Genomic DNA, 24074 nt, shown 5'->3' on the forward strand with positions numbered 1-24074 from the left:
GTCTTTGAAATGAGAATGCGCCGTCATCACCAGCCCGAAGACGACACCGGCATCGACCTTACGCCGATGCTCGATGTGGTCTTCATCATGCTGATCTTCTTCATCGTCACCAGCTCCTTCATCAAGGAGGCCGGTGTCGAAGTGCAACGCCCGCAGGCGGAAACCGCCAGTCCGCAGGACAAGGGCAACATCCTTATCGCTGTCACCGCCGATGGCCAGGTGTGGCTGGACAAGAAACCGGTGGACGTGCGCAGTGTGCGCGCTCATGTCGAACGCATGCGCGTGGAGCAACCGGAGGGTGCGGTAGTGGTGCAGGCCGACCAGGATGCACGCACCGGTCTGGTGGTGCAGGTGATGGATCAGGCGCGCCTTGCCGGGGTGCGTGATGTGGCACTGGCTGCCACCAGCGGAGCCAACTGATGCGTCTGACGCTGTCCTTCATTGGTGCCTGCCTGATGGCATTGGGGTTGTTCGCCCTGATGCTGTACATGGTCACGCCACCACGTTCGACGCTCGATCAGGAGCCGGTCAGCGTGGCCAGCTTCGTGCGCATGGATGGCAATGCCAGCGAGACCGCCAGTCGCAATCGTCAGCAGGCGCCGCAGTCACCGCAACCGCAGACGCCGCAAACCCCGACGCCGCCCACGCCGATGGCGGCAACGCCCAATGCGCAGTTGCCTGCGCTGGATATCCAGTTGCCAAGCCTGGCCAGCGGTATTGCCGTCAATGCCGCGCCTGCACCCAGCCTGGCGGGTCTTGCACCGGGCGCGGCAGCGCCGAGTGCGCCGAGCGAGGCCGCCGAGTCGGGCGGGCAGATGGGGGGCATGGAGAGCGAAGTGATGCCGCTCAACGACGTGCGCCCGGAGTATCCGCGGCATGCCCTGCAGCGTGGGATCGAGGGTTTCGTCAAGCTGGCGTTCACCATCAACCGCTCTGGCAATGTGGAAAATATCCGTGTGCTGGAAGCCAACCCGCGCAACGTGTTCGAGCGCGAGGCGCGTCGTGCGGCCGCCCGCTGGCATTTTGCACCGCGCACCGAGGGCGGCCTGGCGGTCGATCGCGAGGCGGTGAAAACTCTCTACTTCCGTCTGGAAAGGGGCTGACCATGTATCGCTGGTTATTACTCGTGATGCTCGGTACGGCGGCTGCGCCTGGGATGGCCCAGCAGACCATCGACCCGGCCGTGTTTCGTGCCCTGAATGCTGCGCAGAGCGCGCAGCAGCAGGGTGACTACGCCGCTGCGCGCAAGGCGCTGGAGGGCGCCGCCGCACAGAGCGGCAGTCTCGAGGAGGCGCTGATCTGGCGTAGCCAGGCTTATGTGGCCTGGTCGGCCGGTCACAATGCGCAGGCCATCGACTGGCTGGACAAGGCCGTGCGCAGCGGCAAGCTGGATGAGGACATGCTCGCTGGCGAACGACTCAACCTGGCCAAGCTCAACCTCGGTGAGCGTCGTTACGCCAGGGTGATCGAACTGCTGGCACCGAATCAGGGGCAGGCGTCCGAAGAAGTGTTGCAGATGCTGGTGCAGGCCTACCAGGGCATGAACCAGCCAGCCAAGGCGCTGCCGCTGGCCGAGCGTTACCTGCTGGCCAACCCGGATGCCGCGGATATCTGGCTGCAATTTCTGGTGGGTACCAATGCCGACCTCAAACGCTATGCCCAGGCCGAGCGCTGGCAGCGTCAGCTACTGGCGCGCAGACCGGACGATACCAAGGGCTGGCGCCAACTGGCCGCTCTGCAGCAGATGGCCGGCAGCAACGACAAGGCCCTTGCTACCTTGCGTGCGGCACACGCCAAGGGACTGCGTTTCAGCGAGTCGGAGCTGGATAACCTGGTGCTGCTGGCTGGCGCTGCCGAACAGCCATGGCAGGGCGCCAAGCTGCTCGCTGGCTTGATCGACAATGGTCTGCTGAGCAGCACCCCGGTACGTCAGGAACGCCTGGGGCTGTTCTGGTGGCAGGCGCGTGATCGGGCGGCCGCGGTACGGGTGTTGCGTCCACTGGCCGAGCGCAGTGGCAGCGGCAAGCACTGGCTGTACGTGGCCCAGCTGGAATTGGAACAGGCGCGCTGGCAAGCAGGGCTGGATGCTCTGGTTCGGGCCGAGCGCGTTGGTGCGGATCGTTCCAAGGTGCGCTCGTGGCGGCAATGGGCGGAGAGCGAGTTGCGTTTCGAGCGGGAGAAGCGTGTCGCCAGTCGCAATTGAGTTGTTCGTCGGTGCGCGCGGCGCACCCTACACCGCCTCGCCCCGTAGGGTGCGCCGTGCGCACCAAGTAAAAAGCCAGACCTAAGGGTCTGGCTTTTTCATGGGCGGTGTACCGGTCGGTGTGGAGTTAGCCGCGAAGCTTTTCGCGGCTGAAGCCGCTCCTACGGGTGTTTCGGTTGGGCTCAGCTATTGGGCATTTCGTAGGCGTAGATCTTGTTTGCTTCCATCTGGTAGCCGACTTCTGCCAGCTCGCTGCTGACATGTTCGACCTTCAGTGGCCCTTCGATCCAGAACGGCTGGTACAGCGCATCGAGCAGCACGCCCAGCTCGCTGGTGACGTGGACGATCTGATTCGACGGCGGCGGTGGTACGTGGATGCAGGCGCCGAAGTAGGGCACCAGGAGAAATTCGATCACCCGGCCTTCTTCGGTCACGTCCAGCGGCACGATATAGCCGGGTAGCTTGACCTGCTGGCCGTCCAGTTCCTTGACCACGGGCGCGGCCGGCGATTGTTGCATGGCCGCCGGGCCGGACTCGGCCAGTGCGTCGGCCAATTGCGACAGGTCATGGATCGGCGCCGCATCCATCTGCTGGGGCGGGGCGTCGGCCGGTACCAGTTCGGACCAGTTGAGTTCGCGCACATCGGCGGCGGCCAGCGGCAATGCCAGGGTCAGCAACAGGGTGGCGAGCAGGGGGCGGGACATGGGAAACCTCTTGGCGAAAACGCCGGTCGAGTGTAACAGGCGCTCTTGCCGGAATGCTCGGGTAGGGCGCACGGCGCACCCTACCCGAACTCGTTCACAGCCGGATCGACAAACCGTCTGCCAGTGACTGACGGTAGGCCCGCCAGGCCGGCACGCTGCCCATCAGCAGGGCAGCCCCGAGGATGGCGCCGAGCAGTTTCCATTCGTAGCTCGACGGTGCATTCAGCGCCAGGTACAGGCCGTAATTGGCCTGGACGAAGCCCTGGCTGCCGGCGATGCCTGCGTAGAGCAATACCAGCCCCAGTGCCACGCCAGCCAGTGCCAGGGTGAACGCCTCCAGCACCAGCAGACTGGCGATATGCCAGGGCCGCGCGCCTACCGAGCGGAGGATGGCCATCTCACGGCGGCGTTCGTTGAGGCTGGTGAGGATGGCCGTGAGCATGCCGATCAGGCCGGTCAGTACGACGAACAGCGAGACCACGAACAGCGCCTGCTCGGCGGTGCCCATCAGGCTCCACAGCTCCTGTAGGGCCACACCGGGGAGGATCGCCAGCAACGGTTCGCCGCGGAACTCGTTGATCTCGCGTTGCAGGCTGAAGGTGGCGATCTTGCTGTTCAGGCCAAGCATGAAGGCGGTGATCTGCTTGGGTTGCAGCGCCTGCCCACAAGCTGCTGCGCTTGACGCTGCTGCGTTGAAAGCCGGCTCGGAATGCTCATTGAGACTCGACTCAACTGCGCTTCCTTGCCCGCTTTCGCCTTGCCCCGCCTGCGCTCGCGACGCTTGTGAACAGGCACTGGCCCATTCGCGAACCTGCTCAGCGCTGACCTGCGCCGCGCCGCGTGCCGGCATGCCGTTCTGCCAGTCGATATGCAGCGCCTCCATGCCCGCCAGGGAGATGTGTAGCGTGCGATCCACCGGTGTGCCGGTGCGTTCGAGGATGCCGACCACGGTGAAGGGCTTGTCGTCGTGCTTGACCAGGCTGATGGTGGCGACGCCGTGGGCCAGGACGATCTTCTCGCCCAGGCCATAGCCCAGTGCCTGTGCAACCTCTGCGCCGAGCACCACTTCGAAGGGATCGTCGGCGAAGGCGCGGCCCTGCGCCAGCTTCAGTGCCTGGCTGCGCGCATAGCGGTAATGCTCGAAATAGGCGGTACTGGTGCCCATCACCCGGTAGCCGCGGTGCGAGTCGCCGAGGGAAATGGGGATGGCCCACTTCACCTGACGGTGTTCGGCGAAGTGCTCGAAGCTATCCCAGCGGATGTTGTTGGTGGCATTGCCGATACGAAACACCGAATACAGCAGCAGGTTCACGCTGCCCGAGCGGGCGCCGACGATCAGGTCGGTGCCGCTGATGGTGTTGGCGAAGCTGGCGCGGGCTTCGGTGCGTACGCGCTCGACGGCCAGCAACAGGCACACCGACAGGGCGATGGCGAACACCGTGAGCAGGGCGGTGAAACGGCGGTTGGCCAGGCTGGCCAGGGCGATGCGGATCAGATGCATCTCAGGCCTCCTGTGGGCGCGTGGCGCGGTTGAGTTCGGCCAGCGACAGGTTGCGGTCGAACAGCGGAGCCAGACTCTGATCGTGGCTGACGAACAGCAGGCTGGCACCAGCGGCGCGGCATTCGGCGAAGAGCAATTGCAGGAAGGCCTCGCGGGCGTCGAAGTCCAGCGCCGAAGTGGGCTCGTCGGCGATCACCAGCTCCGGCTGACCGATCAGTGCACGCGCGGCGGCGACGCGTTGTTGCTGGCCGATCGACAGTTCATCGGCACGGCGGCCGAGCAGTTCGGCGCGCAGGCCCAGGTGGTCGAGCAGCGCGGCGGCCGCGGCGTCGATGCTGCCATGGCGCTGGCGTGCACGTTCGGCGCGCGAACGGGAGAAACGGCACGGCAGCTCGACGTTCTCGCGCACGGAAAGGAATGGCAGCAGATTGAACTGCTGGAAGATGTAGCCCGTGTGGTCGACGCGAAAGCGGTCGCGTGCACCAGCCGAGAGCTTGCCGAGGTCTTCGCCAAGCAGGCGGATATGGCCGCGTTGGGCTTTCTGCACGCCACCAAGCAGGCCGAGCAGGGTGGTCTTGCCGCTGCCGCTGGGGCCCTTGAGAAACAGAGTCTCCCCGCGCGCCAGGGTGAAATGGGGGATATCCAGCAACTGCGCCTGGCCAGGCCAGGCGAAGCCGAGATCGGCGAGTTCGATCAGAGGTTGGGTCATGGTTTCTTCGAATCGTCGTTCATGAAAAGCCGAGCATGGTGGCCTGATTGTCTGAGCCGAGCTCGCAGATGGCATTCATGCCTCCGGAGCAGGCGTTGCAGGAGGCGCTTTAGCGGCGAGCTCTTTCGCGGCTAAAGCGGGTCGCCACCTGGCCCTCCCACAACGTTGGTGTGGTGGATGCAAGAGCGTCATCCACCCTACGGCATCAGAAAGACAGACGTGGCTGGGCCGGAGTCAGTTCAACGCCCTGCTGACCGCTTGGGCCGATCAGTTGTACCTGAATCTTCTCGGTGGCGGGGAAGCGTTTGAACAGCTCGCCCAGATCCAACTGTTTCAATTCATTGGCGCTGGCACATTCGAAGCGGTAGTGCGCCTGGATATCGCTGTGTTCGCCCTCATGGGCATGATGGTCGTGGTCGTGGTCGTGGTCGTGGTCGGCGTCGGCGTCGCCGAACAACGGGCTCTCCAGTTCGACTTCGGTGGCCTTGCAGTCACCGCTGGTCAGGGCGAAGAGTTGCAGCGGCTGCTCCAGCACCTTCTTGGCCGCAGCGACCTTGGCTTTATCCGCGTCGCTCTTGGCGGCATGCTCGAAGCCCACCAGGTTCATTGCCGGGCTTTCCAATTGCAGTTCCAGCAGTTTGCCATCCAGTGCCACGTTGAGGCTGGCGACACCGTGCTCATGAGCACCAAGGCTGTCGTGGGCATGGTCGTGATCATGGCTGTGTTCATGGGCCTGGGCAGCCAGCGGTAGCAGGGCGAAAGGCAGGGCGAGCAACAGGTGGCGCATGGGGATCTCCGGCATGAGGGTAGACTTGATTGTTACGTTATAACAACTTTTATGCTGGGCTGGCCAGCGTGTCGGAGGCATGGGAGCATTCACGCATCGAATGGGAGGCTGGACATGGTGCGTATACGCGGGCGGATCGGCGATTGGCCGGTGGATCTGACGTTGGAGCTGGATGCCGGGGACTGGGCGCAACTGGCCGAGCACGTCGCGGTCACACCGGCTGCTGCCCAGCCCGTAGCAGCGCCAGTGGTCGATAGCAGTGACCGACTGTGGCAGACCACTCTGCAACTGGTGCGCGATGCCGGCTCGGTCGAAGGGCCGCGCTTGCTGGCGCAACTGGCCGCATTGGCTGGCGGTGAGGCTGCGGGCAAACGCCTGTTGGTGCGCCTGCGCCACTGCTCGCAGATCCGGATGGAGACCGGCGCGGATGCGCCGATCTATCACTGGGTGACGGAGTAAGTAGATTTGGCATGGCCCGGCGGACTGTTCGCTGGCGCTACGAGCGGCCGGCGTTCCGGTCCGCCCTACGCGCTGGCAGAAATAGCGGCTCAGGCCAGTAGGGTGCGCCGTGCGCACCGAGTAAGTCAGGAAAACCCGGTGGTGCGCATGGCGCACCGTACGGTGAGCGGGGTAGCCCGGGTCAGTAGATCGCCTGATACAGCTTGCGACGATAGGCCGTGACCAGCGGGTGGTCGCCGCCGAGCAGGTCGAACACCTGCAGCAGGGTCTTGTGCGGCAGACCTTCGCCGTAGCTGCGGTTACGCACGAACAGCTTGAGCAGGCCGTCCAGCGCTGCTTCGTACTGCTGGCGCGCCAACTGTTGCACGGCCAGCTGATACACCGCCTCGTCGTCGCCGGCATCCTGGGCCAGGCGGCTTTTCAGTGTGGCGACGTCAGGCAGGTCGGCGGCCTGACGCAGGAAGGTCAGCTGCGCCTTGGCGCCGGCCAGTGCCTGTTTGTGTTCATCGCCCTTGACCGCATTCAGCACGGTTTCGGCTTCGGCCAATTCGCCGCGCTCGGCCAGGCAGCGTGCGTAGAGAATCAGCGCCGCAGCGTTCTCGTTGTTCTCCGTCAGCACCTGCTTGAGCAGGGCTTCGCTATCGGCGAAGCGGCCTTCGGCGAACAGCGCCTGGGCGGCTTCCATCGGGTCGGCGGCGACCGGCGCAGGCTCGGCGACATGCGGCTTGAGCATCTCGCGAATTGCCGCTTCCGGCTGGGCACCGGCGAAACCGTCCACCGGCTGACCGTTCTTGAAGAGCACCACGGTGGGCAGGCTGCGGATACCGAAGCGCATGACGATGTCCTGCTCGATATCGCAGTTGACCTTGGCCAGCAGCAACTCGCCGGCATATTCCTCGGTGATCTTCGCCAGCATCGGCATCAGCGCCTTGCAGGGCGCGCACCAGTCGGCCCAGAAGTCGACCAGCACTGGTTTGTGGAAGGAGTTCTCGACTACCAGTTGCTCGAAGTTGGCGGCACCGGATACGTCGAAGATATAGGGGGAGTCGCTCATGGTCGGTCTCGAAAGGCAGGGCAATGGACTATTAATGCGGGCGGTCGGCTCACGATACAAGGGGCGGCTCGGCTTGTGCCCGGTTCAGGTCGGTCGTTGCGCATGATACAGGCTGACCTGACGGAACTCGGCAGGCTCGGCCAGATCCGGCCAGGTGCAGCCTTCCAGCAGCCCCAGGCGCTGGTAAAGCGGATGCTGGAAATCCTTCACGCGCGAGTCGGCTACCAGCGCCTGGCGCCCGCGGCTGAGGAAGTGATCGAGCAGCGGCAGGTTGGCGCGGTCGTAGAGCACGTCGGCGACCAGGATCAGGTCGTAGCGATCCGCTTCGGCGAAGAAATCCTCCGAGTAGTTCAGTGCCACGCCGTTGAGCTCGGCATTGGCGCGACTGGCGGCCAGCGCCAGTGGATCGAGATCGCAGGCCACCACTTCTGTCGCACCCGCCTTGGCGGCCGCGATGGCAGCGACCCCGGAGCCAGCGCCGAAATCCAGTACGCGTTTGCCGCGCACCCACTCGGGATGCTCGGCCAGCCAGCGTGCCAGCACCAGGCCGCTGGCCCAACAGAAACTCCAGTACGGGGGCTCTTCGAGAATGCGCCGGGTCTCTTCGGGGTTGAAGGCGCGATCCATGTTGCTGGCGTCGATCAGCCATAAGGCGATATCGGTTCCCGGCAGCGTTTCGGCCACCAGGCGGGCATCGCCGAGCAGTTCGGCGAGCGCAGCCTGCAGGGCGGCGGGTGCGGTCATGGGGCGGCTACCAGGCTCAGCTCGCCGAGCGCCTGATTGCCCTGACTGGCAATGGTGCGTGGAATCAGACGTTGTACCAGGCGGCCGGAATGACTGACGCGGGCGCGCAATTCGAGGCGTTGGCCGGCTTGCAGCGCGGTGGGCTCGAAATGCAGTTCGAAGGGCAGCGCATCGCCGTCGCCACGCAGTTGCTGGCTACCGAGCGAGCGACCAGGCCGGCCGCGGGCATCGACGACAAGCAGCGCCAGCTCCACTTCTGCACCGGCCGCAACGCCGAGCAACTGACCGCTCACTGCTGGCAGGTGGCTGGCTTGCGATTGTGCTTCGAGCATCGGTTTGGGCGCCGTTGGCGGTGCATCGACTGGGGACGGTGCCGGGTCGCTGGCGCAGGCGACGAGCAGGCCGCTCAGCAGGATGGGCAGGAAATGAAGTCGCTGGGTCATGGATTCGTTCGCTCTTGGGACGGCGTCGTTATGGCGCAATTCTGCGCGTAACTCATCAGGCCGGGCCAGTTTTTGCGTGTTGCCGGGTGATTCGCCGCGCTTCGGCTGGCTGTTCGCCCGCGCCAACCAATGCCCAGGTCGCACTGCTCGAAAACGCTAACGGCCGCTCAAGCCTCTGGCTTGTCTTGCTGTCGCTATGCGCTACCATGGCGCCTTTGCCGCCATTCGTCAGCTCCTGCCATGCATTGTCCGTTCTGCGCTGCCAACGACACCAAGGTCATCGATTCCCGTCTGGTCGCCGAAGGTGACCAGGTTCGCCGTCGCCGCGAATGCGTGGCCTGCGGTGAGCGTTTCACCACCTTCGAAACCGCCGAGTTGGTGATGCCGCGCCTGATCAAGCAGGACGGCAGCCGCCAGCCATTCGACGAAGAGAAGCTGCGTGCCGGCATGCAGCGTGCGCTGGAAAAGCGCCCGGTGAGCGTCGAGCGCCTGGAAGAGGCCATCGCCCGTATCAAACAGCAACTGCGTGCCACCGGTGAACGCGAGGTGAAGTCGCTGGTGCTCGGCGAACTGGTGATGACCGAACTGAGCAAGCTCGACGAAGTGGCTTACATTCGTTTCGCCTCGGTTTACCGGCGCTTTCAGGATCTCAACGAGTTCCGCGAGGAAATCGAACGCCTGGCGCGCGAGCCGTCGAAAAGCCGATGAGCGAGCGCGACCACTTCTTCATGGCGCGCGCCCTCAAGCTGGCGCGCAAAGGCCTCTACTCCACCCATCCCAACCCGCGTGTCGGCTGTGTGATCGTGCAGGATGGACGCATCGTCGGTGAGGGCTGGCACGCTCGCGCTGGCGAGCCACATGCCGAGGTGCACGCACTGCGCCAGGCCGGCGACAAGGCGCGTGGCGCGACGGCCTACGTAACGCTGGAGCCCTGCAGTCATCACGGTCGAACGCCGCCTTGCGCCGATGCTCTGGTCGCGGCGGGCGTCAGCCGAGTGGTCGCAGCGATGCAGGATCCCAACCCGCAAGTGGCGGGCAATGGCCTGTTGCGCCTGGCCCAGGCCGGCATCGAGGTCGCCAGTGGCGTACTCGAAGATGAGGCACGAGCGCTCAATGCCGGCTTCATCAAACGCATGGAGAAGGGCCTGCCGTTCGTGCGGGTCAAACTGGCGATGAGCCTGGATGGCCGCACTGCCATGGCTAGCGGCGAAAGCCAGTGGATCACCGGGCCGGCGGCGCGCTCTGCGGTTCAACGTTTGCGTGCGCAGGCCAGTGTGGTGCTCAGCGGTGCCGATACGGTGCTGGCAGACGACGCACGGCTGACCGTGCGCGCTGATGAGCTGGGTCTGGGCGCGGAGATGACGGCGCTGGCGCAGCGTCGTCCGCCCTTGCGCGTGCTGGTGGACGGCCGCCTGCGTGTACCGTTGAGCAAGACCTTCTTCCAGGTCGGCCCGGCGCTGGTAGCTACGTGCGCCGCTGCTGCAGCCCGTGATCGCTATCAGGAGGATGGTCACGAGCTGCTCGCCGTGCCGGGCAGCAACGGTCATGTCGATCTGCGCAAGCTGCTGCTGGAACTGGCCTCGCGGGGTGTCAACGAAGTGCTGGTGGAAGCCGGGCCGCGTCTGGCTGGCGCCTTCGCCCGCGCCGGACTGGTGGACGAGTACCGCATCTTCGTCGCGCCCAAGCTGCTCGGCTCCAGTGCCAGGCCGCTGCTCGAGCTGCCGCTCAATCGCATGGCCGAGGCGCCGGAGTTGCAGATCGTCGATATCCGCGCCGTCGGTGACGACTGGCAGATCACGGCGGTGCCCAAGGCCAGGTAGGGTGCGCTGTGCGCACCTCAACAGCCGGTGTGCGTGGCCGGGCGGCCTGCGCCCCCCGACGGTTCATGCAGCGTTGCTGTAAATGTGGTAAAACGCCACGCGGCTATTCTCATGTAGCCGCAACGTTCTCAGGGCGGGGTGTGATTCCCCACCGGCGGTAATGGCCTTCAAGGCCTAGCCCGCGAGCGCTCGCCACGGCTCCTGCCGCGCGAGGTCTAGCAGACCCGGTGAGATTCCGGGGCCGACGGTATAGTCCGGATAAAGAGAGAGCGGGATTCCCTCCTCGGGCGCCTCGAGCGTGCCCGTGAAATCCCTATCGATCGGCATTGCCCTGTTTTTGACCAAAACAGGAGTTCATCCATGCTGTGCATTATCTTCAAGCAAGATTCGGAGGGCGCATGTTCACCGGCATAATCGAAGCCATCGGCAGTATCCGCGCGATGACGCCCAAGGGCGGTGACGTGCGCGTCTACGTGGCCACCGGCAAGCTCGATCTGGGCGACGTCAAGCTTGGCGACAGTATCGCGGTCAACGGCATTTGCCTGACGGCGGTGGAGTTGCCCGGCGACGGCTTCTGGGCCGATGTCAGCCGCGAGACGCTGGCGCGCACCGCCTTCATCGACCTCAAGCCCGGCAGCGCCGTGAATCTGGAAAAGGCCCTGACGCCGACCAGTCGCCTCGGCGGCCACCTGGTCAGCGGTCACGTCGACGGCGTCGGCGAGATCGTCTCGCGCGCCGATAACGCCCGCGCCGTTCAGTTCAAGGTACGTGCGCCGCGTGAGTTGGCCAAGTACATCGCCCATAAAGGTTCGATCACCGTCGACGGCACCAGCCTGACCGTCAACGCGGTCGATGGCGCCGAATTCGAGCTGACCATCGTGCCGCACACCCTGGCCGAGACCATCATGGTCGACTACCAGGCTGGGCGTAAGGTCAACCTTGAGGTCGACCTGCTGGCGCGTTACCTGGAGCGCCTGCTGCTCGGCGACAAGGCCGCCGAGCCCAAGGCCTCGGGCCTGACCGAAAGCTTTCTCGCCGAACACGGCTACCTGAAGAATTGAGGAGACGCCCGATGGCGCTCAATACCGCTGAAGAACTGATCGAAGACATCCGCGCCGGCAAGATGGTCATCCTGATGGATGACGAAGACCGCGAGAACGAAGGCGACATCATCATCGCCTCCGAATGCGTCACCGCCGAGCACATCAACTTCATGGCCCGCTTTGCCCGTGGCCTGATCTGCATGCCGATGACCCGCGAGCGCTGCGAGCTGCTCAAACTGCCACTGATGGCGCCGCGTAACGGTTCCGGCTTTGGCACCAAGTTCACCGTCTCCATCGAGGCGGCCGAGGGCGTTACCACCGGCATCTCCGCCGCCGACCGCGCCCGTACCGTGCAGGCCGCCGTGGCGCGCAATGCGGTGGCCGAGGACATCGTCAGCCCTGGCCACATCTTTCCACTGATGGCTCAGCCCGGCGGCGTGCTGGCGCGTGCCGGCCATACCGAGGCGGCCTGCGACCTGGCGCGCATGGGTGGCTTCGAGCCGAGTGGGGTGATCTGCGAGATCATGAACGATGACGGTACCATGGCGCGTCGTCCGGAGCTGGAGAAGTTCGCTGAAGAGCACGGTCTGAAGATCGGCACCATTGCCGACCTGATCCACTATCGCCTGATTCACGAGCGCACCGTAGAGCGTATTAGCGAGCAGCCGCTGGATACCGAGCTGGGTCAGTTCAACCTGGTGACCTATCGCGATGGCGTCGAGAACACCGCGCACATGGCGCTGACCCTGGGCACCATCTGCTCCGAAGAGCCAACTCTGGTGCGTGTGCACAACATGGATCCGCTGCGCGACCTGTTCCTGGTCAATCAGCCGGGTCGATGGAGCATGCGTGCTGCAATGGCTGAAGTGGCCAAGGCTGGTAGTGGTGTGGTGCTGCTGCTCGGTAATCCGCTGACTGGCCCGGAGCTGCTGGCGCTGATCGGTCGCCAGCAACCGGCCAACCCGGCAACCTACAGCACCGTGGGCGCTGGTTCGCAGATTCTGCGTGACCTTGGCGTGCGCAAGATGCGCCTGATGAGCTCGCCGATGAAGTTCAACGCGATATCCGGCTTCGATCTCGAGGTTGTAGAATACCTGCCGGCTGACTAAAGGCGGCCCGAAGGGCCAAAGCTGATGACCCTCTCTCATTCATGGGAGACGACTGCATGGATGCAGGAGGTAGGGCGACGCAGGATGCCAAAGCCGAGGGTGCCCGCAGGGCGGGAGAGGGTGTTTTCGCGGCACCGCATGCCCTCTCCCCGGCCCCCTCCCATAAATGGGAGAGGGGAGCTAAAGCATGTAGCCCGGATGAAATCCGGGAAGATCGGCACACTGGCCCCGGATTGCATCCGGGCTACGTTACCGAATGAATTTTATTTTCGGGGCGCACGACGCCCCGGCTCTTTAACCCATGTGAGACCCGTCATGACCCTGAAGACCATCGAAGGTACCTTCATCGCCCCGAAGGGCAAATACGCCCTGGTGGTAGGCCGTTTCAACAGCTTCGTCGTCGAGAGCCTGGTCAGTGGCGCAATCGACGCCCTGGTTCGCCACGGTGTTAGCGAAAGCGACATCACCATCATCCGTGCGCCGGGCGCCTTCGAGATTCCGCTGGTTACCCAGAAGGTTGCTCAGCGTGGCGAGTACGCGGCGATCATCGCCCTCGGCGCGGTCATCCGTGGCGGCACCCCGCACTTCGAATACGTTGCCGGCGAGTGCACCAAGGGCCTGGCCCAGGTTTCCATGGAATACGGCGTACCGGTCGCGTTCGGCGTGCTGACCGTCGACTCCATCGAACAAGCCATCGAGCGTTCCGGCACCAAGGCGGGTAACAAGGGTGCCGAAGCTGCGCTGTCTGCCCTGGAAATGGTCAGCCTGCTGGCGCAGTTGGAGGCCAAGTGAGCAACTCCGGTAACGGCCAGCCTGCCAAGAAGGGCCCCAGCGGCAAGATTCTCGCGCGCCGCGAGGCCCGTACCCTGGCCATGCAGGCTCTGTACTCCTGGCACATCGCCGGGCAGCCGCTGAACGAGATCGAAGCGCAGTTTCGCGTCGACAACGATTTCAGCAAGGTCGATGGCGCCTACTTCCACGAGATCCTGCACGGCGTGCCGCGGCAGAAGACCGAGCTGGACGAGGCTTTCACGCCCTTGCTCGATCGCCCTCTGGAAGAGATCGACCCGGTCGAACTGGCCATCCTGCGTCTGTCCACCTATGAGCTGAAGAACCGCGTCGACGTCCCCTACAAGGTGGTGATCAACGAAGGTATCGAGCTGGCCAAGGTGTTCGGTGCCACCGACGGTCACAAGTTCGTCAACGGCATTCTGGACAAGCTCGCGCCCAAGCTGCGTGCGGCCGAAGTCAACGCCAACAAGCGTTGAGGCCTTCCTGCATGCTCGATTTACGATCTCGCGAGCTGGAGCCCGGCCTCTTTTATGCCGGGCCGACGCGTAGCAGATTGTCACTTGCCCATGGGTGAGTTCGAGCTGATCCGTCGCTACTTCGCCGCCGCCCTTTGTGCTCAGGGCGGCGACGGCGTGGTTTGCGGTATTGGCGATGACTGCGCCCTGCTGGCGTTGCCAGTAGGTGAGCAGCTGGCGGTGTCCACCGACACGCTGGTTGCCGGGGTGCATTTTCCCGACGCCTGCGATGCCTTTCTCCTCGGTCAGCGTGCGCTGGCCGTCTCCGCCAGTGACCTGGCCGCCATGGGCGCTACGCCGCTGGCCTTTACCCTCGCTTTGACCTTGCCGACCGCCAGTGAAATCTGGCTTGCCGAGTTCGCCCGTGGCCTGCAATTGATGGCGCAGAATTGCTCGCTTGCGCTGGTCGGCGGCGACACCACGCGCGGCCCCCTGAGCCTGACGCTGACCGTGTTCGGCCGTGTACCGGCCGGGCAGGCACTGTTGCGCAGCGGCGCGCAGGTCGGTGATCTGCTGTGCGTTGGGGGCGAACTGGGCGACGCCGCAGGCGCCCTGCCACTGGTTCTGGGGCAATGCGAGGCGGCGGCTGATATCCGTGACGCGTTGCTGGCGCGCTACTGGTCACCGCAGCCGCAATTGGCCCTGGGCCAGGCCTTGCGTGGGCGAGCCACGGCCGCATTGGACATTTCCGATGGGCTGCTCGCCGACTGCGGGCATATCGCCCACTCCTCACAGGTAGCCCTGCAGATCGAACTGGAGCGGATTCCTCTATCCGCGCCGTTGCGAGCGCTCGCCGGTGAGGAGCAGGCGCGGCTCTGCGCGCTCGGTGGTGGCGACGACTACCGCCTGGCCTTTACCCTACCGCCAGCGTTGCTCCCTGAAATCCAGCGCGACTGGCCTGAGGTTCGGGTCATCGGCAGAACCCTGGCGGGCAGCGGCGTGCAGTTGCTGAATGCGAGCGGCCAGCTTATCGATCCGCCTCGCGGCGGCTACCAACATTTCTGACAGGACGGAATGCGTGTGACCGATCACCCCAAACAGGTTCCCGCCGAATACGTACCGCCCTCGGTATGGCGCAACCCCTGGCATTTCATCGCCTTCGGTTTCGGCTCCGGCACCTTGCCCAAGGCGCCCGGCACCTGGGGTTCGCTGGTGGCGTTGCCGTTCGTGCCGCTGTGGCAGATGCTGCCGGACTGGGGTTACTGGCTGATGCTTGGGGTGACCATGCTGTTCGGCTTCTGGCTGTGTGGCAAGGTCGCTGACGATCTGCGCGTGCACGATCACGAAGGTATCGTCTGGGACGAGATGGTCGGCATGTGGATCACCCTGTGGCTGGTGCCCGAGGGGTGGGTCTGGTTGCTGCTAGGCTTCCTCATGTTTCGGCTGTTCGACATCGTCAAGCCCTGGCCGATTCGCTGGATCGACCGTCATGTGCATGGCGGCGTCGGCATCATGCTCGATGACATCCTGGCTGGTGTCTTTGCCTGGTTGGCCATGCAGGGTGTGGTCTGGGGGTGGGCCAGATACGGAGCCGGGCTGGGGTTCTAAGGAGCAGGCATGCGGATGATACGTTGGTGCCTCGCCGTGCTCTGGATGTGGAGCGCATTCGCGGGCGCACAGATTCAGGGGCAGCTACCGGGCGAGATACGCCTGGCCAGTGAGGTCTGGGAAGGCTACACCGAGGCCGACGGCACGGGCCTGGGGTGGGACGTCATGCGCAAGGTATTCGAGCCGGCGGGGGTCAGACTGAGCATCCACAGCGTGCCCTACATGCGTGCCGTTGGCCTGGTTCAACGTGATGAGGCCGATGCCTGGGTGGGCTCCTATCGCGACGAGGTCGAGGGCAATGTGCTCTACCCGACGCATCCCTACGATACTGATCAGATTGTCGCACTTAGTCTCAAGGACAAGCCGGTGCCGACACTGGACAGTCTGAGCAAGTATCGGTTGGTCTGGGTGCGTGGCTACGGCTACGAGGAATATCTGCCGAATGTGCGCGACTACCGGGAAGTGCAGCGGCGTAGCGGTATTCTCGGCATGCTCGACCTGGGCCATGCGGACTTCTATATCGATGCTCGGCCCGAGGTCGACTACGTGCTGAGCCAGGCAGCCAAGCCGCAGCAGTATCGCGCCACGGATCTTATGCAGTTGCCGCTGTATCTCGGCTTCGCCGATACGCCGCGTGGTCGTGCATTGGCCGAACTCTATGATCGACGCATGGCTGCGTTGATCGTCAGTGGCGAACTGCGGCCGGTCTTCGCCCGTTGGCGCCAACCTTATCCCTTCGACTGAGCCTGGAGACCGTCTTTCATGCAGCCTCGTCACTGTCTCGCGGGCCTATTGCTGTTGTGCTCGAGCTTTGCCTGGGCCGCTTCGCAGGTGCAGGTGGTCGGCCTTTTCCCTGGTGCGGCGGTGATCAACGTCGATGGTCAGCGCAAGCTGGTGCGCGTCGGCGATAGTGGTCCAGGTGGTGTGCAGGTGGTCAGCGTCGACAAGCAGGGTGCGGTACTGCGCGTCGACGGAGTCGACCGCGCGTATCCGCTCAGCCGCGAATACAGCGCTGGTTTCGCCGAGCCGCAGAGGAAGCGCCTGAGCATCGCCAAGGGTATTGGTGGCCACTATTGGGTGGCCGGTTCGGTCAATGGCCAGACCGTGCAGTTCCTGGTCGACACCGGCGCCACGTCGGTGGCGCTCAACGATGCTCATGCCAAGCGCCTGGGGATCGATTACCGGGTCAGTGGGCGGCCGTTGCAGGTCAACACCGCCAGTGGCGTCACCCGTGGCTGGCGGGTGATGCTCGACCGGGTCAAGATCGGCGATCTTGAAGTGCTCGGTGTCGAGGCTGTGGTGCTCGAAGGTGGCGCGCCGCACGAGGCGCTGCTGGGCATGAGCTTCCTCGGTCGGGTTGGCTGGCGCGAGGAGCAGGGGATGCTGGTGCTCGAGTCCAAGCTTTGAAACTGCCATTGACCGTTTCGATACTGATGATCGGCAATTCTGACTGACCCGCCAGCGGGGGCTGCTGATACAATGCGGGCCCTGATTCGTACTCATTGCTAGGAGTATCCGGTGTCCGTCGTGTTCGTCGCCGCCTCCCAACTGCCCACGCCCTTCGGCGTGTTCATCATGCATGGCTTCCTCGACGAGGCCACCGGCAAGGAACATGTCGCCCTGACCTTCGGCAACGTCGCCGACGGTGCTCCGGTGCTTGGTCGCCTGCACTCCGAATGCCTGACCGGCGACGCCCTGTTCAGCCTGCGCTGCGACTGCGGTGCCCAGCTGCAGGCCGCGCTGCAGGCCATCGCCAACGAAGGCCGTGGCGTGCTGCTGTACCTGCGTCAGGAAGGCCGTGGCATCGGCCTGCTGAACAAGATCCGCGCCTATGAGCTGCAGGATGGCGGGGCCGATACCGTGGAAGCCAACGAGCGCCTGGGCTTCGGCGCCGATCAGCGTGACTACGCCATCTGCCTGCCGATGCTCGAACACCTGGGAATCCAGAGCCTCAGGCTGATGACCAACAATCCGCGCAAGGTCAAGGCCTTGGGCGAGATGGGCATCACCGTGGATCATCGCGTGCCGCTGCAGATCGCGCACAACCCGTACAACAAGCGTTACCTCGCCACCAAGGCCGGTAAGCTCGGCCACATGCTGGGCAATCAGCATCAGGGCGAGACCGAGGAAAGCCTGTGACCCGAGGTCAGGTGAAACGCCGGCTGGCACTGCTCTGGTGGCGTCACCTGGCCGTGGCCCTGGCGCCGTTGCTGGTCTTCAACCTGCTGTTCGGCGGTGGCGGCCACACGGTTCTGAGCATGCCGATGTTCATCGCCGGTCTGGCCTCGATGTTCGTCAGCCTGCCGCTGTTCTCTGCCTACAAACACGCTCTGATCGCCACCCAGAAAGCCCTCGATAGTGAGGAGGAACCCGCTGCCTGGCTGGAGCTGGATCGCGTGCGCCTGCGTGCGCTGCTCGGCGCGGCTCTGCCTGCATGGATCGCCGCCCTGGCGGTTCTGGCCGGCCTCGAAGCGATTCCCCTGGTGTTGCTGGCGCTGTCGTCCATCGTGCTGCACAGCCTCTACCGCATTCCCCGCCAGTTGGGTTGATGCGCGCGCTGCTGCTCGCCCTCTGCGCGCTGGCGCTACCCCTGCCAGCCGCTGAGCGGGTAATCAGCCTGGCGCCTTCGCTCAGCGAAATCATGCTCGACCTAGATGCCGCCGACCTGTTGATCGGCGTGCTCGAAGGGGATGAGCGTCCCGCCGCGCTGGCGCATCTGCCTACGGTCGGCCGCTATGGCCAGCTGGAATTCGAACGCCTGCTGCAGTTGGCGCCTGATCTGATCCTGATCGCGCCCGGTAGTGTGCCGCCGGCGCAACAGGCGCAGTTGCAACGTTTCGGCATCGACCTGCTGATCATCGAACCGCAGCGCCTCGACCAACTGGGCGAGGCCTTTGTGCGCATTGGTCAGCGAGTGGGCCGGGCCGAGCAGGGCGAGCGGTTGGCCACCGAGTTTCGGGCCGAACTGGACGCGCTGCGCCAGCGCTACCGGCGCGAGAGGCCCCTGACGGTGTTCTATCAGATCTGGCATCAACCGCTTTACACCATCGGTGGCGGGCAACTGATCGGTGACGCCTTGCAGGTATGCGGGGCGCGCAACCTGTTCGCCGACCTGCCGCAACCGGCGCCACAGGTCAGCGTGGAGGCTGTGCTGGCGCGTGATCCGGACGTGATACTTGGCGGCAGCAACGCCGAGCTTAGCGCCTGGCAGGCCTGGCCGCAGTTGCATGCCGTGCGCCTGGGGCAGGTATGGGCGGTGCCGGACAAGGGCCTGGAGCGGCCCAGTCGGCAGATGCTGGGCGCCATCGAGCAGTTGTGTGAGCGAATGGCTGGGGCGCGGTAGCGCTTCCAGGCGGTGCGCGTGGCACACCCTACAGGGCGAATCGTTACGGCGTACTGCTTCGCGACGGCTGCATGGATGCAGGAGGTAGAGCGACGCAGGAAGCCAAAGCCGAGTACGCTCTACGAGGGGGTACGCATCAACATTAGAGTTGCGGTGTCCAGGTTACGGCCAGCAGTGCGGTGCGCCCTGCGCTGTTGTAGCCGAAACGGCCATTGGGTGTACTGTAGGTGGCTTCTGCGTAATCCTTGTCCAGCAGGTTATCCAGCTTCAGGCTAAGCCCCAGTTCCTCATTGGCCTGCCAGGCTGCGCGGAGGCTGAGCAGGCCGTAGCCACTCATTTCGATCTCGTTGTCGGCATCGTCGTAGCGACCACTGAGCGCACGCCAGCCGGCTCCGAGCGAGACGTCACCAAAACGGCGGTCGATATCCAGACTCAATGTGCGTTTGGCGCGGCGCTGCAGGGTATGGCCGCTGGCGCGGTCACGTGGGTCGATCAGGGCCAGAGAGAGATTGCCCTGCCAACCGAACAGTTCCTGTTGTACGGCTGCTTCGAAGCCATTGATGCGTGCTGTCTGCACGTTCTGCGGGATGAAGTTCTCGTCCAGAACGATGGCGTCCTCGATCTCGGTGCGGTACACGGACGTCTGCAGGGAGCCCGTGTCGCTGTAGCGGCTGCGCCACTGCAGTTCGTAGCTTTTGGAACGTTCCGGGGCGAGGTCGGGGTTGGCGCTGGCAAAGCACATGCCACCAAAGCAGAAATCCGGGTAATACAAGTCGTTGAAGGTCGGCGCGCGGAAACCTTCGCTATACGACAGGATCAGGTCGTTGGCATTGTTGAGGGGCAAGGTCAATGCTGCGTTCCAGGTGTTCTCGCTACCGAATTGTTGGTTGTCGTCGTGGCGCACTCCCAGCTCGGTCGAGAACGTTTCTCCGGTATAACGATGCTGGACGAAGGCCGCTCGGTTCCAGCGTGAGTCCTCGACGAAATCCGTCGTGCCCTGCGCTCGATCTTCATACCAGTCCAGCCCCAGCAGCAGTTGGTGGTTTTCGTTGAGTGTCAGAGTGTTCAGCCAATTGGCTGCGTCACGATAGGTATTGAATTGGCTGATAGTGCCGCCTGGCTGATCGTTGCCACTGTCGCGCTTGTCTTCGCTATGACCCAGTTCCAGGCGACTGCTCCATACCTCGTTGAAGCGTGCATCGAGGAAGCCAGAGATGCTGCTGAGCAAGAAGTCGGTAGTCGGCAGAGACCCGGTAAAGACATCGTCGTATTCCACCTGTCCGCGCTGTTCGAGCGCACTGAAGCCAATTTGTAGATCGTCGTTGAAACGGTGCGAAAGATTCAGACTGAGTGAGCGATTGCGGTAGGCGTCGTCGTCGCCATTGGCACCGAAACTGTCGCGGGTCGCGTCAATACCGGCTGTCTCATCCAGAGCGGCGCCCAGATGAAAGCGAGTGCGTTCGTCGCCGCCGGAGAGACCGAGGCTGCGTTGGTAAGTGCTGTCGCTGCCAGCGGCCAGGCGGGCGTAAGGCTTGAGACCCAGTCCATCGCCCTGGCGGGTGAAAATCTGGATCACCCCGCCAATGGCGTCAGAGCCGTAGAGCGCCGAACGGGCGCCGCGTACGACTTCGATACGCTCGATCTGATCGGGGGCGAGAAACTCCAGGCTGCTGGTGCCGCTGGAGGCGGCCGCGATACGTTGGCCGTCGACCAGTACCAGGGTTTGTGCCGTGCTGGTGCCGCGCAGGAACACGCCCGTCTGGCTGCCGACACCGCCAGTACGGACGATGCTGAGACCTGGCACGCGCTCCAGCAACTCGGTAACGCTACTGGCCTGCAGGCGTTCGATATCGTCCCGCTCGAAGACGGTGGTAGCCGCAGTAGCCTGCGCTTGCGGTTCGGCCAGACGTCCGGAGGTGACCACCAGAGGCTCGGTCGTATAAGGCTCTGCGGCCAGTGCAAGGCCGGGCATGACGGCGATGGCCAGCGCCAGACGGGACAGTTTCATTCTCTTTCCTCAAAGGTCGGCAGACTTTCGAGGAGGGCAGGAGCAAGCGCGCAGGGCGGCGCTTGACCGTGCTGCCCTCCGCAACACCAGTCGCACCGCCTTGGCCGGTCTCCGGGCTCTCGACCCGCGCCCGCCTTCCCAGGTTGCCCCAGTGGCTGTTGGACGCGGCGCACGCTCAGCGCGTGCAGTCGATTACCGTTGCGGGGGCAGCGCCGGGATTGCTCATGACGAGCGCACCGGCTTCCCGTTTAACACTGCTTGCGCAGCGCACCCTGGCGGAACATGAAGTGCGCGAACCTTAGTGCGCACGCATATGAATGACAAGCAAGCTCCGCTCATTCAACGATGAGCGGGCTTCATGCTCAGGCCTGAAGCAAATCCAGACGCTGACGTACCGCGCGTTCGATGCCGGCTTCGTCGAGGCCGCACTCGGCAAGCATCTGACTCGGTTTCGCGTGCTCGACGTAGTAGTCGGGCAGGCCCAGGTGCAGCATCGGCACCTGGCGGTTCTCGGCGGCGAAGAATTCGCTGACCGCACTGCCAGCGCCGCCCATGATGCTGTTTTCCTCGATGGTCACCAGCAGCGCGTGGTTGCCCGCCAGTTCGCGCAGCAGGGCTTCGTCCAGCGGTTTGACGAAGCGCATGTCGACCACCGTGGCGTCCAGGGTTTCACCCACACGCAGGGCTTCGGCCAGTTGCACGCCGAAGGCCAGCAGGGCGACGCCCTTGCCCTGGCGGCGTACCACGGCTTTGCCAATCTCCAACGGCTCCAGACCAGCATCGAGCGCTGCATTGGGGCCAGTGCCGCGCGGGTAGCGAACCGCTGCAGGACCGTCGAACAGGTGGCCGGTGGTGAGCATGCGGCGCATCTCGTTCTCGTCGCTCGGCGTCATCACCAGCATGCCGGGGATGCAGCGCAGGTAGGACAGATCGAAGCTGCCGGCATGGGTCGGGCCGTCTTCGCCGACCAGGCCGGCACGGTCGATGGCGAACAGCACATCAAGGTGCTGCACGGCCACGTCGTGGATCAGTTGGTCATAGGCGCGCTGGAGGAAGGTGGAGTAGATCGCCACCACCGGCTTGGCGCCTTCGCAGGCCATGCCGGCCGCGAGGGTCACGGCGTGCTGCTCGGCAATGGCGACGTCGAAGTAGCGCTCGGGGAAGCGCTCGCTGAAATCCACCAGATCCGAGCCTTCCTTCATCGCCGGGGTGATACCGACCAGGCGCGCGTCCTGCTCGGCCATGTCGCACAGCCACTGGCCGAACACGTTGGAATATTTCGGGCCGCTGGGTTTCTTCGGGGCGGCGACCGGGGTTACCGGTTCCAGCTTGGTGATGGCGTGGTAGCCGATCGGGTCGGCCTCGGCAGGGGCGAAGCCCTTGCCCTTCTTGGTCACCACATGCAGGAACTGCGGCCCGTCGAGGTCGCGCATATTGCGCAGCGTTGCGAGCAGGGTGGGCAGGTCGTGGCCATCGATGGGGCCGACGTAGTTCCAGCCTAGTTCTTCGAACAGGGTACCGGGCACCAGCATGCCCTTGGCGTGTTCCTCGACCTTGCGCGCGATTTCCCAGGCGCCGGGCAGGCGCGAGAGGATCTTCTTGCTGCCCTCGCGCATGCTGGCGTAGGTACGGCTGGAGATGATCTTGGCCAGGTAGTTGGACAGGCCGCCGACATTCTTGGAGATCGACATGTCGTTGTCGTTGAGGATCACCAGCATGTTGGCGCCGACGTCGGTGGCGTGGTTGAGCGCTTCGAAGGCCATGCCGGCAGTCAGTGCGCCGTCGCCGATCACCGCCACGCTCTTGCGCTTTTCGCCCTTCAGGCGGGCGGCAATGGCCATGCCCAGCGCCGCGCTGATGCTGGTGCTGGAGTGGCCGACGCCGAAGGTGTCGTACTCACTCTCGCTGCGCCGCGGGAAGGCGGCCAGACCGTCCTTCTGGCGCAGGCTGCCCATGCGCTCGCGACGACCGGTGAGGATCTTGTGCGGGTAGGCTTGGTGGCCGACGTCCCACACCAGACGGTCATCGGGGGTGTCGAAGACGTAATGCAGGGCGATGGTCAGCTCGATCACGCCGAGGCCGGCACCGAAGTGCCCGCCGCTCTGGCCAACGCTGTAGAGCAGGTATTGGCGCAGTTCGTCAGCGAGGGTTTCCAGGTCCGCTTCGGCCAGGCGGCGCAGTTCGTCCGGCGTGTTGGCGCTGTCGAGCAGCGGCGTCAACGGGCGCTCGCGGGGGATCTCGTGGAAAGTGGTCGGCATCAGGCGAATCGTTATAGGTGTAAAAGATGCGGCAGTTTACCTGATGCCAGGAAAACAGCCCAATCCGCTGACCACATCGCCGTTACCGGTAGTGTCTTGCGAGGAAATCCAGCAGCAGGGCGCTGACCCGTTCTCCGCATTCGGCCTGCAGCCAGTGGCCTGCACCCGGCAGGTCGTGGCGTTCCAGGTGCGGCACCTTGTCGCCCATGCGTTTCAGGGTCGGCGCCTCGAAGCGGCCCACCGGATCGTTCTCCCCAAGCAGGAACAGCGTCGGCTGTGTCACCTGCAACTCGGCAAGGTGCTCACTGCGCTGCCAGTTGCGCTCGAAGTTGCGGTACCAGTTCAGTGCGCCGCGAAAGCCGTGGCGCTCGAAGGTGCGCAGGTAGTGAGCGAACATCGCCTCGCTGCACCAGGGCGGCAGCGGCAGGTCATCCGGCATGCCATCGAACAGCCGTGCATCAGCCGGTTTGTCCGTTGCCAGCAGGGCATCGCCGAGGCCGCCGAGCAGCAGGCGCAGGCTGCGGCCGATGTCTTCGTCCAGTTCGGCCTCGGCCACGCCTGGCTGCTGGAAGTAGATGATGTAGTGGAAGCGCCCGGCGTAGGCCTCGCGCATCATCTCGATGGCCGGGCGTTTCGGCCGGCCGCCGAAGGGTACCGACAGCGCGCCGAGCGCCTTGACCCGTTCAGGTTCCAGCAGCGCCAGGTGCCAGGCCACCGGCGCGCCCCAGTCATGGCCGACCACCGCCACCTCGCGCTGGCCAAGCATGTCCATGGCCGCCTGGATATCGCCGCACAGGGTGAGCAGGTCATAGGCCGCCGGATCAGTTGGCGCGCTGCTGGCGCCGTAGCCGCGCATCTCCGGGGCGAACACCCGGTAGCCGGCGGCGGCCAGCGCCTCGATTTGCGGGTGCCAGGCGTACCAGCACTCGGGAAAGCCATGCAGCAGCCACACCGGCTTGCCGTGCTCGGGGCCGGCGCTGTACAGGCTGAGTTCGATGCCGTTGACGGCGAGCAGGCGGTGGTCGAAGTGCATG

27 protein-coding genes and 2 riboswitches are annotated in these 24074 nt (G+C 64.5%); of the genes, 17 read left to right on the forward strand and 10 right to left on the reverse strand.

Annotated elements, in window-relative coordinates; all coding sequences use genetic code 11:
- Nucleotides 1–9 precede the first annotated feature (9 nt).
- Genes C7A17_RS14430 through C7A17_RS14440 form a run of 3 tightly spaced genes read left to right on the forward strand, consistent with a single transcriptional unit; the run spans nucleotide 10 to nucleotide 2203 of the window.
- Nucleotides 10–420, forward strand: coding sequence for an ExbD/TolR family protein (locus C7A17_RS14430; RefSeq protein WP_106738661.1), 411 nt, complete (start codon nucleotides 10–12; stop codon nucleotides 418–420).
- Nucleotides 420–1103 carry an energy transducer TonB gene (locus C7A17_RS14435; RefSeq protein WP_106738662.1) on the forward strand — a complete coding sequence of 228 codons (684 nt, stop codon included), beginning with the start codon at nucleotides 420–422 and terminating at the stop codon, nucleotides 1101–1103. Before C7A17_RS14430 ends, C7A17_RS14435 begins: the two co-directional genes overlap by 1 nt.
- A gap of 2 nt (nucleotides 1104–1105) precedes the next feature.
- A complete protein-coding gene (locus C7A17_RS14440; RefSeq protein ID WP_106738663.1) occupies nucleotides 1106–2203 on the forward strand; it encodes a tetratricopeptide repeat protein in 1098 nt (365 codons plus the stop codon).
- 182 nt (nucleotides 2204–2385) lie between these two features.
- On the opposite strand, the gene C7A17_RS14445 is transcribed toward C7A17_RS14440, so the two are convergent.
- The 4 genes from C7A17_RS14445 to C7A17_RS14460 all read right to left on the reverse strand — a co-directional run bounded on the left by C7A17_RS14445 (nucleotide 2386) and on the right by C7A17_RS14460 (nucleotide 5904).
- Nucleotides 2386–2907, reverse strand: a complete 522-nt coding sequence (locus C7A17_RS14445) for a DUF3299 domain-containing protein (RefSeq protein WP_106738664.1) — start codon at nucleotides 2905–2907, stop codon at nucleotides 2386–2388.
- A 94-nt stretch (nucleotides 2908–3001) separates the two neighbouring features.
- The gene (locus tag C7A17_RS14450) at nucleotides 3002–4408 is read right to left on the reverse strand and encodes an ABC transporter permease (RefSeq protein ID WP_106738665.1); all 1407 of its coding nucleotides are present in this window, start codon (nucleotides 4406–4408) and stop codon (nucleotides 3002–3004) included.
- A 1-nt stretch (nucleotide 4409) separates the two neighbouring features.
- On the reverse strand, nucleotides 4410–5117 hold the full coding sequence (locus tag C7A17_RS14455) for an ABC transporter ATP-binding protein (protein WP_106738666.1): 708 nt from the start codon (nucleotides 5115–5117) through the stop codon (nucleotides 4410–4412).
- Nucleotides 5118–5322: 205 nt separating this feature from the next.
- Complete coding sequence (locus C7A17_RS14460) at nucleotides 5323–5904, reverse strand: DUF2796 domain-containing protein (protein ID WP_106738667.1); 582 nt, start codon at nucleotides 5902–5904, stop codon at nucleotides 5323–5325.
- 114 nt (nucleotides 5905–6018) lie between these two features.
- On the opposite strand from C7A17_RS14460, the gene C7A17_RS14465 reads away from it, so the two are divergent.
- Entirely contained in the window at nucleotides 6019–6363 is a 345-nt protein-coding gene (locus tag C7A17_RS14465; RefSeq protein ID WP_106738668.1) for a hypothetical protein, read from the forward strand.
- Between the two features lie 181 nt (nucleotides 6364–6544).
- On the opposite strand, the gene trxA is transcribed toward C7A17_RS14465, so the two are convergent.
- From trxA to C7A17_RS14480, 3 genes are all read right to left on the reverse strand, one after another.
- A complete protein-coding gene (gene trxA / locus C7A17_RS14470) occupies nucleotides 6545–7417 on the reverse strand; it encodes a thioredoxin (protein WP_106738669.1) in 873 nt (290 codons plus the stop codon).
- A gap of 84 nt (nucleotides 7418–7501) precedes the next feature.
- On the reverse strand, nucleotides 7502–8161 hold the full coding sequence (locus tag C7A17_RS14475; protein ID WP_106738670.1) for a class I SAM-dependent methyltransferase: 660 nt from the start codon (nucleotides 8159–8161) through the stop codon (nucleotides 7502–7504).
- Nucleotides 8158–8604: a YbaY family lipoprotein gene (locus tag C7A17_RS14480; protein WP_106738671.1), complete on the reverse strand. Its 447-nt coding sequence runs from the start codon at nucleotides 8602–8604 to the stop codon at nucleotides 8158–8160. Before C7A17_RS14480 ends, C7A17_RS14475 begins: the two co-directional genes overlap by 4 nt.
- A 240-nt stretch (nucleotides 8605–8844) precedes the next feature.
- Between C7A17_RS14480 and nrdR the strand changes: the two genes are divergently transcribed.
- The 13 genes from nrdR to C7A17_RS14550 all read left to right on the forward strand — a co-directional run bounded on the left by nrdR (nucleotide 8845) and on the right by C7A17_RS14550 (nucleotide 18774).
- Nucleotides 8845–9312, forward strand: coding sequence for a transcriptional regulator NrdR (gene nrdR / locus C7A17_RS14485; RefSeq protein ID WP_003243991.1), 468 nt, complete (start codon nucleotides 8845–8847; stop codon nucleotides 9310–9312).
- Nucleotides 9309–10424: a bifunctional diaminohydroxyphosphoribosylaminopyrimidine deaminase/5-amino-6-(5-phosphoribosylamino)uracil reductase RibD gene (gene ribD / locus C7A17_RS14490; protein ID WP_106738672.1), complete on the forward strand. Its 1116-nt coding sequence runs from the start codon at nucleotides 9309–9311 to the stop codon at nucleotides 10422–10424. Before nrdR ends, ribD begins: the two co-directional genes overlap by 4 nt.
- 120 nt (nucleotides 10425–10544) lie before the next feature.
- Nucleotides 10545–10699: riboswitch (FMN riboswitch) on the forward strand.
- A 123-nt stretch (nucleotides 10700–10822) separates the two neighbouring features.
- Nucleotides 10823–11485: a riboflavin synthase gene (locus tag C7A17_RS14495; protein ID WP_106738673.1), complete on the forward strand. Its 663-nt coding sequence runs from the start codon at nucleotides 10823–10825 to the stop codon at nucleotides 11483–11485.
- Nucleotides 11486–11496: 11 nt separating this feature from the next.
- Nucleotides 11497–12576: a bifunctional 3,4-dihydroxy-2-butanone-4-phosphate synthase/GTP cyclohydrolase II gene (ribBA, locus tag C7A17_RS14500; protein WP_106738674.1), complete on the forward strand. Its 1080-nt coding sequence runs from the start codon at nucleotides 11497–11499 to the stop codon at nucleotides 12574–12576.
- Nucleotides 12577–12891: 315 nt separating this feature from the next.
- Nucleotides 12892–13368 carry a 6,7-dimethyl-8-ribityllumazine synthase gene (ribH, locus tag C7A17_RS14510; protein ID WP_012019761.1) on the forward strand — a complete coding sequence of 159 codons (477 nt, stop codon included), beginning with the start codon at nucleotides 12892–12894 and terminating at the stop codon, nucleotides 13366–13368.
- Nucleotides 13365–13844, forward strand: coding sequence for a transcription antitermination factor NusB (gene nusB, locus C7A17_RS14515; RefSeq protein ID WP_003463208.1), 480 nt, complete (start codon nucleotides 13365–13367; stop codon nucleotides 13842–13844). Before ribH ends, nusB begins: the two co-directional genes overlap by 4 nt.
- A gap of 90 nt (nucleotides 13845–13934) precedes the next feature.
- Nucleotides 13935–14888: a thiamine-phosphate kinase gene (thiL, locus tag C7A17_RS14520; protein WP_106738676.1), complete on the forward strand. Its 954-nt coding sequence runs from the start codon at nucleotides 13935–13937 to the stop codon at nucleotides 14886–14888.
- Between the two features lie 15 nt (nucleotides 14889–14903).
- A complete protein-coding gene (locus C7A17_RS14525; RefSeq protein WP_106742940.1) occupies nucleotides 14904–15431 on the forward strand; it encodes a phosphatidylglycerophosphatase A family protein in 528 nt (175 codons plus the stop codon).
- Nucleotides 15432–15440: 9 nt separating this feature from the next.
- The gene (locus C7A17_RS14530; protein ID WP_106738677.1) at nucleotides 15441–16175 is read left to right on the forward strand and encodes a substrate-binding periplasmic protein; all 735 of its coding nucleotides are present in this window, start codon (nucleotides 15441–15443) and stop codon (nucleotides 16173–16175) included.
- An 18-nt stretch (nucleotides 16176–16193) separates the two neighbouring features.
- A complete protein-coding gene (locus C7A17_RS14535) occupies nucleotides 16194–16838 on the forward strand; it encodes a TIGR02281 family clan AA aspartic protease (protein ID WP_106738678.1) in 645 nt (214 codons plus the stop codon).
- A gap of 111 nt (nucleotides 16839–16949) precedes the next feature.
- Nucleotides 16950–17570, forward strand: coding sequence for a GTP cyclohydrolase II (gene ribA / locus C7A17_RS14540; RefSeq protein ID WP_106738679.1), 621 nt, complete (start codon nucleotides 16950–16952; stop codon nucleotides 17568–17570).
- Nucleotides 17567–17980, forward strand: a complete 414-nt coding sequence (locus C7A17_RS14545; protein WP_106738680.1) for an MFS transporter — start codon at nucleotides 17567–17569, stop codon at nucleotides 17978–17980. Before ribA ends, C7A17_RS14545 begins: the two co-directional genes overlap by 4 nt.
- Complete coding sequence (locus tag C7A17_RS14550) at nucleotides 17980–18774, forward strand: cobalamin-binding protein (protein ID WP_106738681.1); 795 nt, start codon at nucleotides 17980–17982, stop codon at nucleotides 18772–18774. The genes C7A17_RS14545 and C7A17_RS14550 overlap by 1 nt, the downstream gene beginning before the upstream one ends.
- A 142-nt stretch (nucleotides 18775–18916) precedes the next feature.
- Here C7A17_RS14550 and C7A17_RS14555 read toward each other — a convergent pair whose 3' ends face one another.
- From C7A17_RS14555 to C7A17_RS14565, 3 genes are all read right to left on the reverse strand, one after another.
- On the reverse strand, nucleotides 18917–20782 hold the full coding sequence (locus tag C7A17_RS14555) for a TonB-dependent receptor domain-containing protein (protein WP_106738682.1): 1866 nt from the start codon (nucleotides 20780–20782) through the stop codon (nucleotides 18917–18919).
- A gap of 85 nt (nucleotides 20783–20867) precedes the next feature.
- Nucleotides 20868–21072: riboswitch (cobalamin riboswitch) on the reverse strand.
- 72 nt (nucleotides 21073–21144) lie between these two features.
- Entirely contained in the window at nucleotides 21145–23040 is a 1896-nt protein-coding gene (dxs, locus tag C7A17_RS14560) for a 1-deoxy-D-xylulose-5-phosphate synthase (RefSeq protein ID WP_106738683.1), read from the reverse strand.
- Between the two features lie 82 nt (nucleotides 23041–23122).
- A complete protein-coding gene (locus C7A17_RS14565) occupies nucleotides 23123–24073 on the reverse strand; it encodes an alpha/beta fold hydrolase (RefSeq protein ID WP_106738684.1) in 951 nt (316 codons plus the stop codon).
- Nucleotide 24074 lies beyond the last annotated feature (1 nt).

It is taken from the genome of Pseudomonas mendocina, assembly GCF_003008615.1.
Lineage (GTDB): Bacteria > Pseudomonadota > Gammaproteobacteria > Pseudomonadales > Pseudomonadaceae > Aquipseudomonas > Aquipseudomonas mendocina_C.

Excerpts from the sequence above, each read along its gene's own strand:
- C7A17_RS14430 (WP_106738661.1), top strand. The coding sequence starts at position 10 with ATGAGAATGCGCCGTCATCACCAGCCCGAAGACGACACCGGCATCGAC.
- C7A17_RS14435 (WP_106738662.1), top strand. The coding sequence starts at position 420 with ATGCGTCTGACGCTGTCCTTCATTGGTGCCTGCCTGATGGCATTGGGG.
- C7A17_RS14440 (WP_106738663.1), top strand. The coding sequence starts at position 1,106 with ATGTATCGCTGGTTATTACTCGTGATGCTCGGTACGGCGGCTGCGCCT.
- C7A17_RS14445 (WP_106738664.1), bottom strand. The coding sequence starts at position 2,907 with ATGTCCCGCCCCCTGCTCGCCACCCTGTTGCTGACCCTGGCATTGCCG.
- C7A17_RS14450 (WP_106738665.1), bottom strand. The coding sequence starts at position 4,408 with ATGCATCTGATCCGCATCGCCCTGGCCAGCCTGGCCAACCGCCGTTTC.
- C7A17_RS14455 (WP_106738666.1), bottom strand. The coding sequence starts at position 5,117 with ATGACCCAACCTCTGATCGAACTCGCCGATCTCGGCTTCGCCTGGCCT.
- C7A17_RS14460 (WP_106738667.1), bottom strand. The coding sequence starts at position 5,904 with ATGCGCCACCTGTTGCTCGCCCTGCCTTTCGCCCTGCTACCGCTGGCT.
- C7A17_RS14465 (WP_106738668.1), top strand. The coding sequence starts at position 6,019 with ATGGTGCGTATACGCGGGCGGATCGGCGATTGGCCGGTGGATCTGACG.
- trxA (WP_106738669.1), bottom strand. The coding sequence starts at position 7,417 with ATGAGCGACTCCCCCTATATCTTCGACGTATCCGGTGCCGCCAACTTC.
- C7A17_RS14475 (WP_106738670.1), bottom strand. The coding sequence starts at position 8,161 with ATGACCGCACCCGCCGCCCTGCAGGCTGCGCTCGCCGAACTGCTCGGC.
- C7A17_RS14480 (WP_106738671.1), bottom strand. The coding sequence starts at position 8,604 with ATGACCCAGCGACTTCATTTCCTGCCCATCCTGCTGAGCGGCCTGCTC.
- nrdR (WP_003243991.1), top strand. The coding sequence starts at position 8,845 with ATGCATTGTCCGTTCTGCGCTGCCAACGACACCAAGGTCATCGATTCC.
- ribD (WP_106738672.1), top strand. The coding sequence starts at position 9,309 with ATGAGCGAGCGCGACCACTTCTTCATGGCGCGCGCCCTCAAGCTGGCG.
- C7A17_RS14495 (WP_106738673.1), top strand. The coding sequence starts at position 10,823 with ATGTTCACCGGCATAATCGAAGCCATCGGCAGTATCCGCGCGATGACG.
- ribBA (WP_106738674.1), top strand. The coding sequence starts at position 11,497 with ATGGCGCTCAATACCGCTGAAGAACTGATCGAAGACATCCGCGCCGGC.
- ribH (WP_012019761.1), top strand. The coding sequence starts at position 12,892 with ATGACCCTGAAGACCATCGAAGGTACCTTCATCGCCCCGAAGGGCAAA.
- thiL (WP_106738676.1), top strand. The coding sequence starts at position 13,935 with ATGGGTGAGTTCGAGCTGATCCGTCGCTACTTCGCCGCCGCCCTTTGT.
- C7A17_RS14530 (WP_106738677.1), top strand. The coding sequence starts at position 15,441 with ATGCGGATGATACGTTGGTGCCTCGCCGTGCTCTGGATGTGGAGCGCA.
- C7A17_RS14535 (WP_106738678.1), top strand. The coding sequence starts at position 16,194 with ATGCAGCCTCGTCACTGTCTCGCGGGCCTATTGCTGTTGTGCTCGAGC.
- C7A17_RS14550 (WP_106738681.1), top strand. The coding sequence starts at position 17,980 with ATGCGCGCGCTGCTGCTCGCCCTCTGCGCGCTGGCGCTACCCCTGCCA.
- C7A17_RS14555 (WP_106738682.1), bottom strand. The coding sequence starts at position 20,782 with ATGAAACTGTCCCGTCTGGCGCTGGCCATCGCCGTCATGCCCGGCCTT.
- dxs (WP_106738683.1), bottom strand. The coding sequence starts at position 23,040 with ATGCCGACCACTTTCCACGAGATCCCCCGCGAGCGCCCGTTGACGCCG.
- C7A17_RS14565 (WP_106738684.1), bottom strand. The coding sequence starts at position 24,073 with ATGCACTTCGACCACCGCCTGCTCGCCGTCAACGGCATCGAACTCAGC.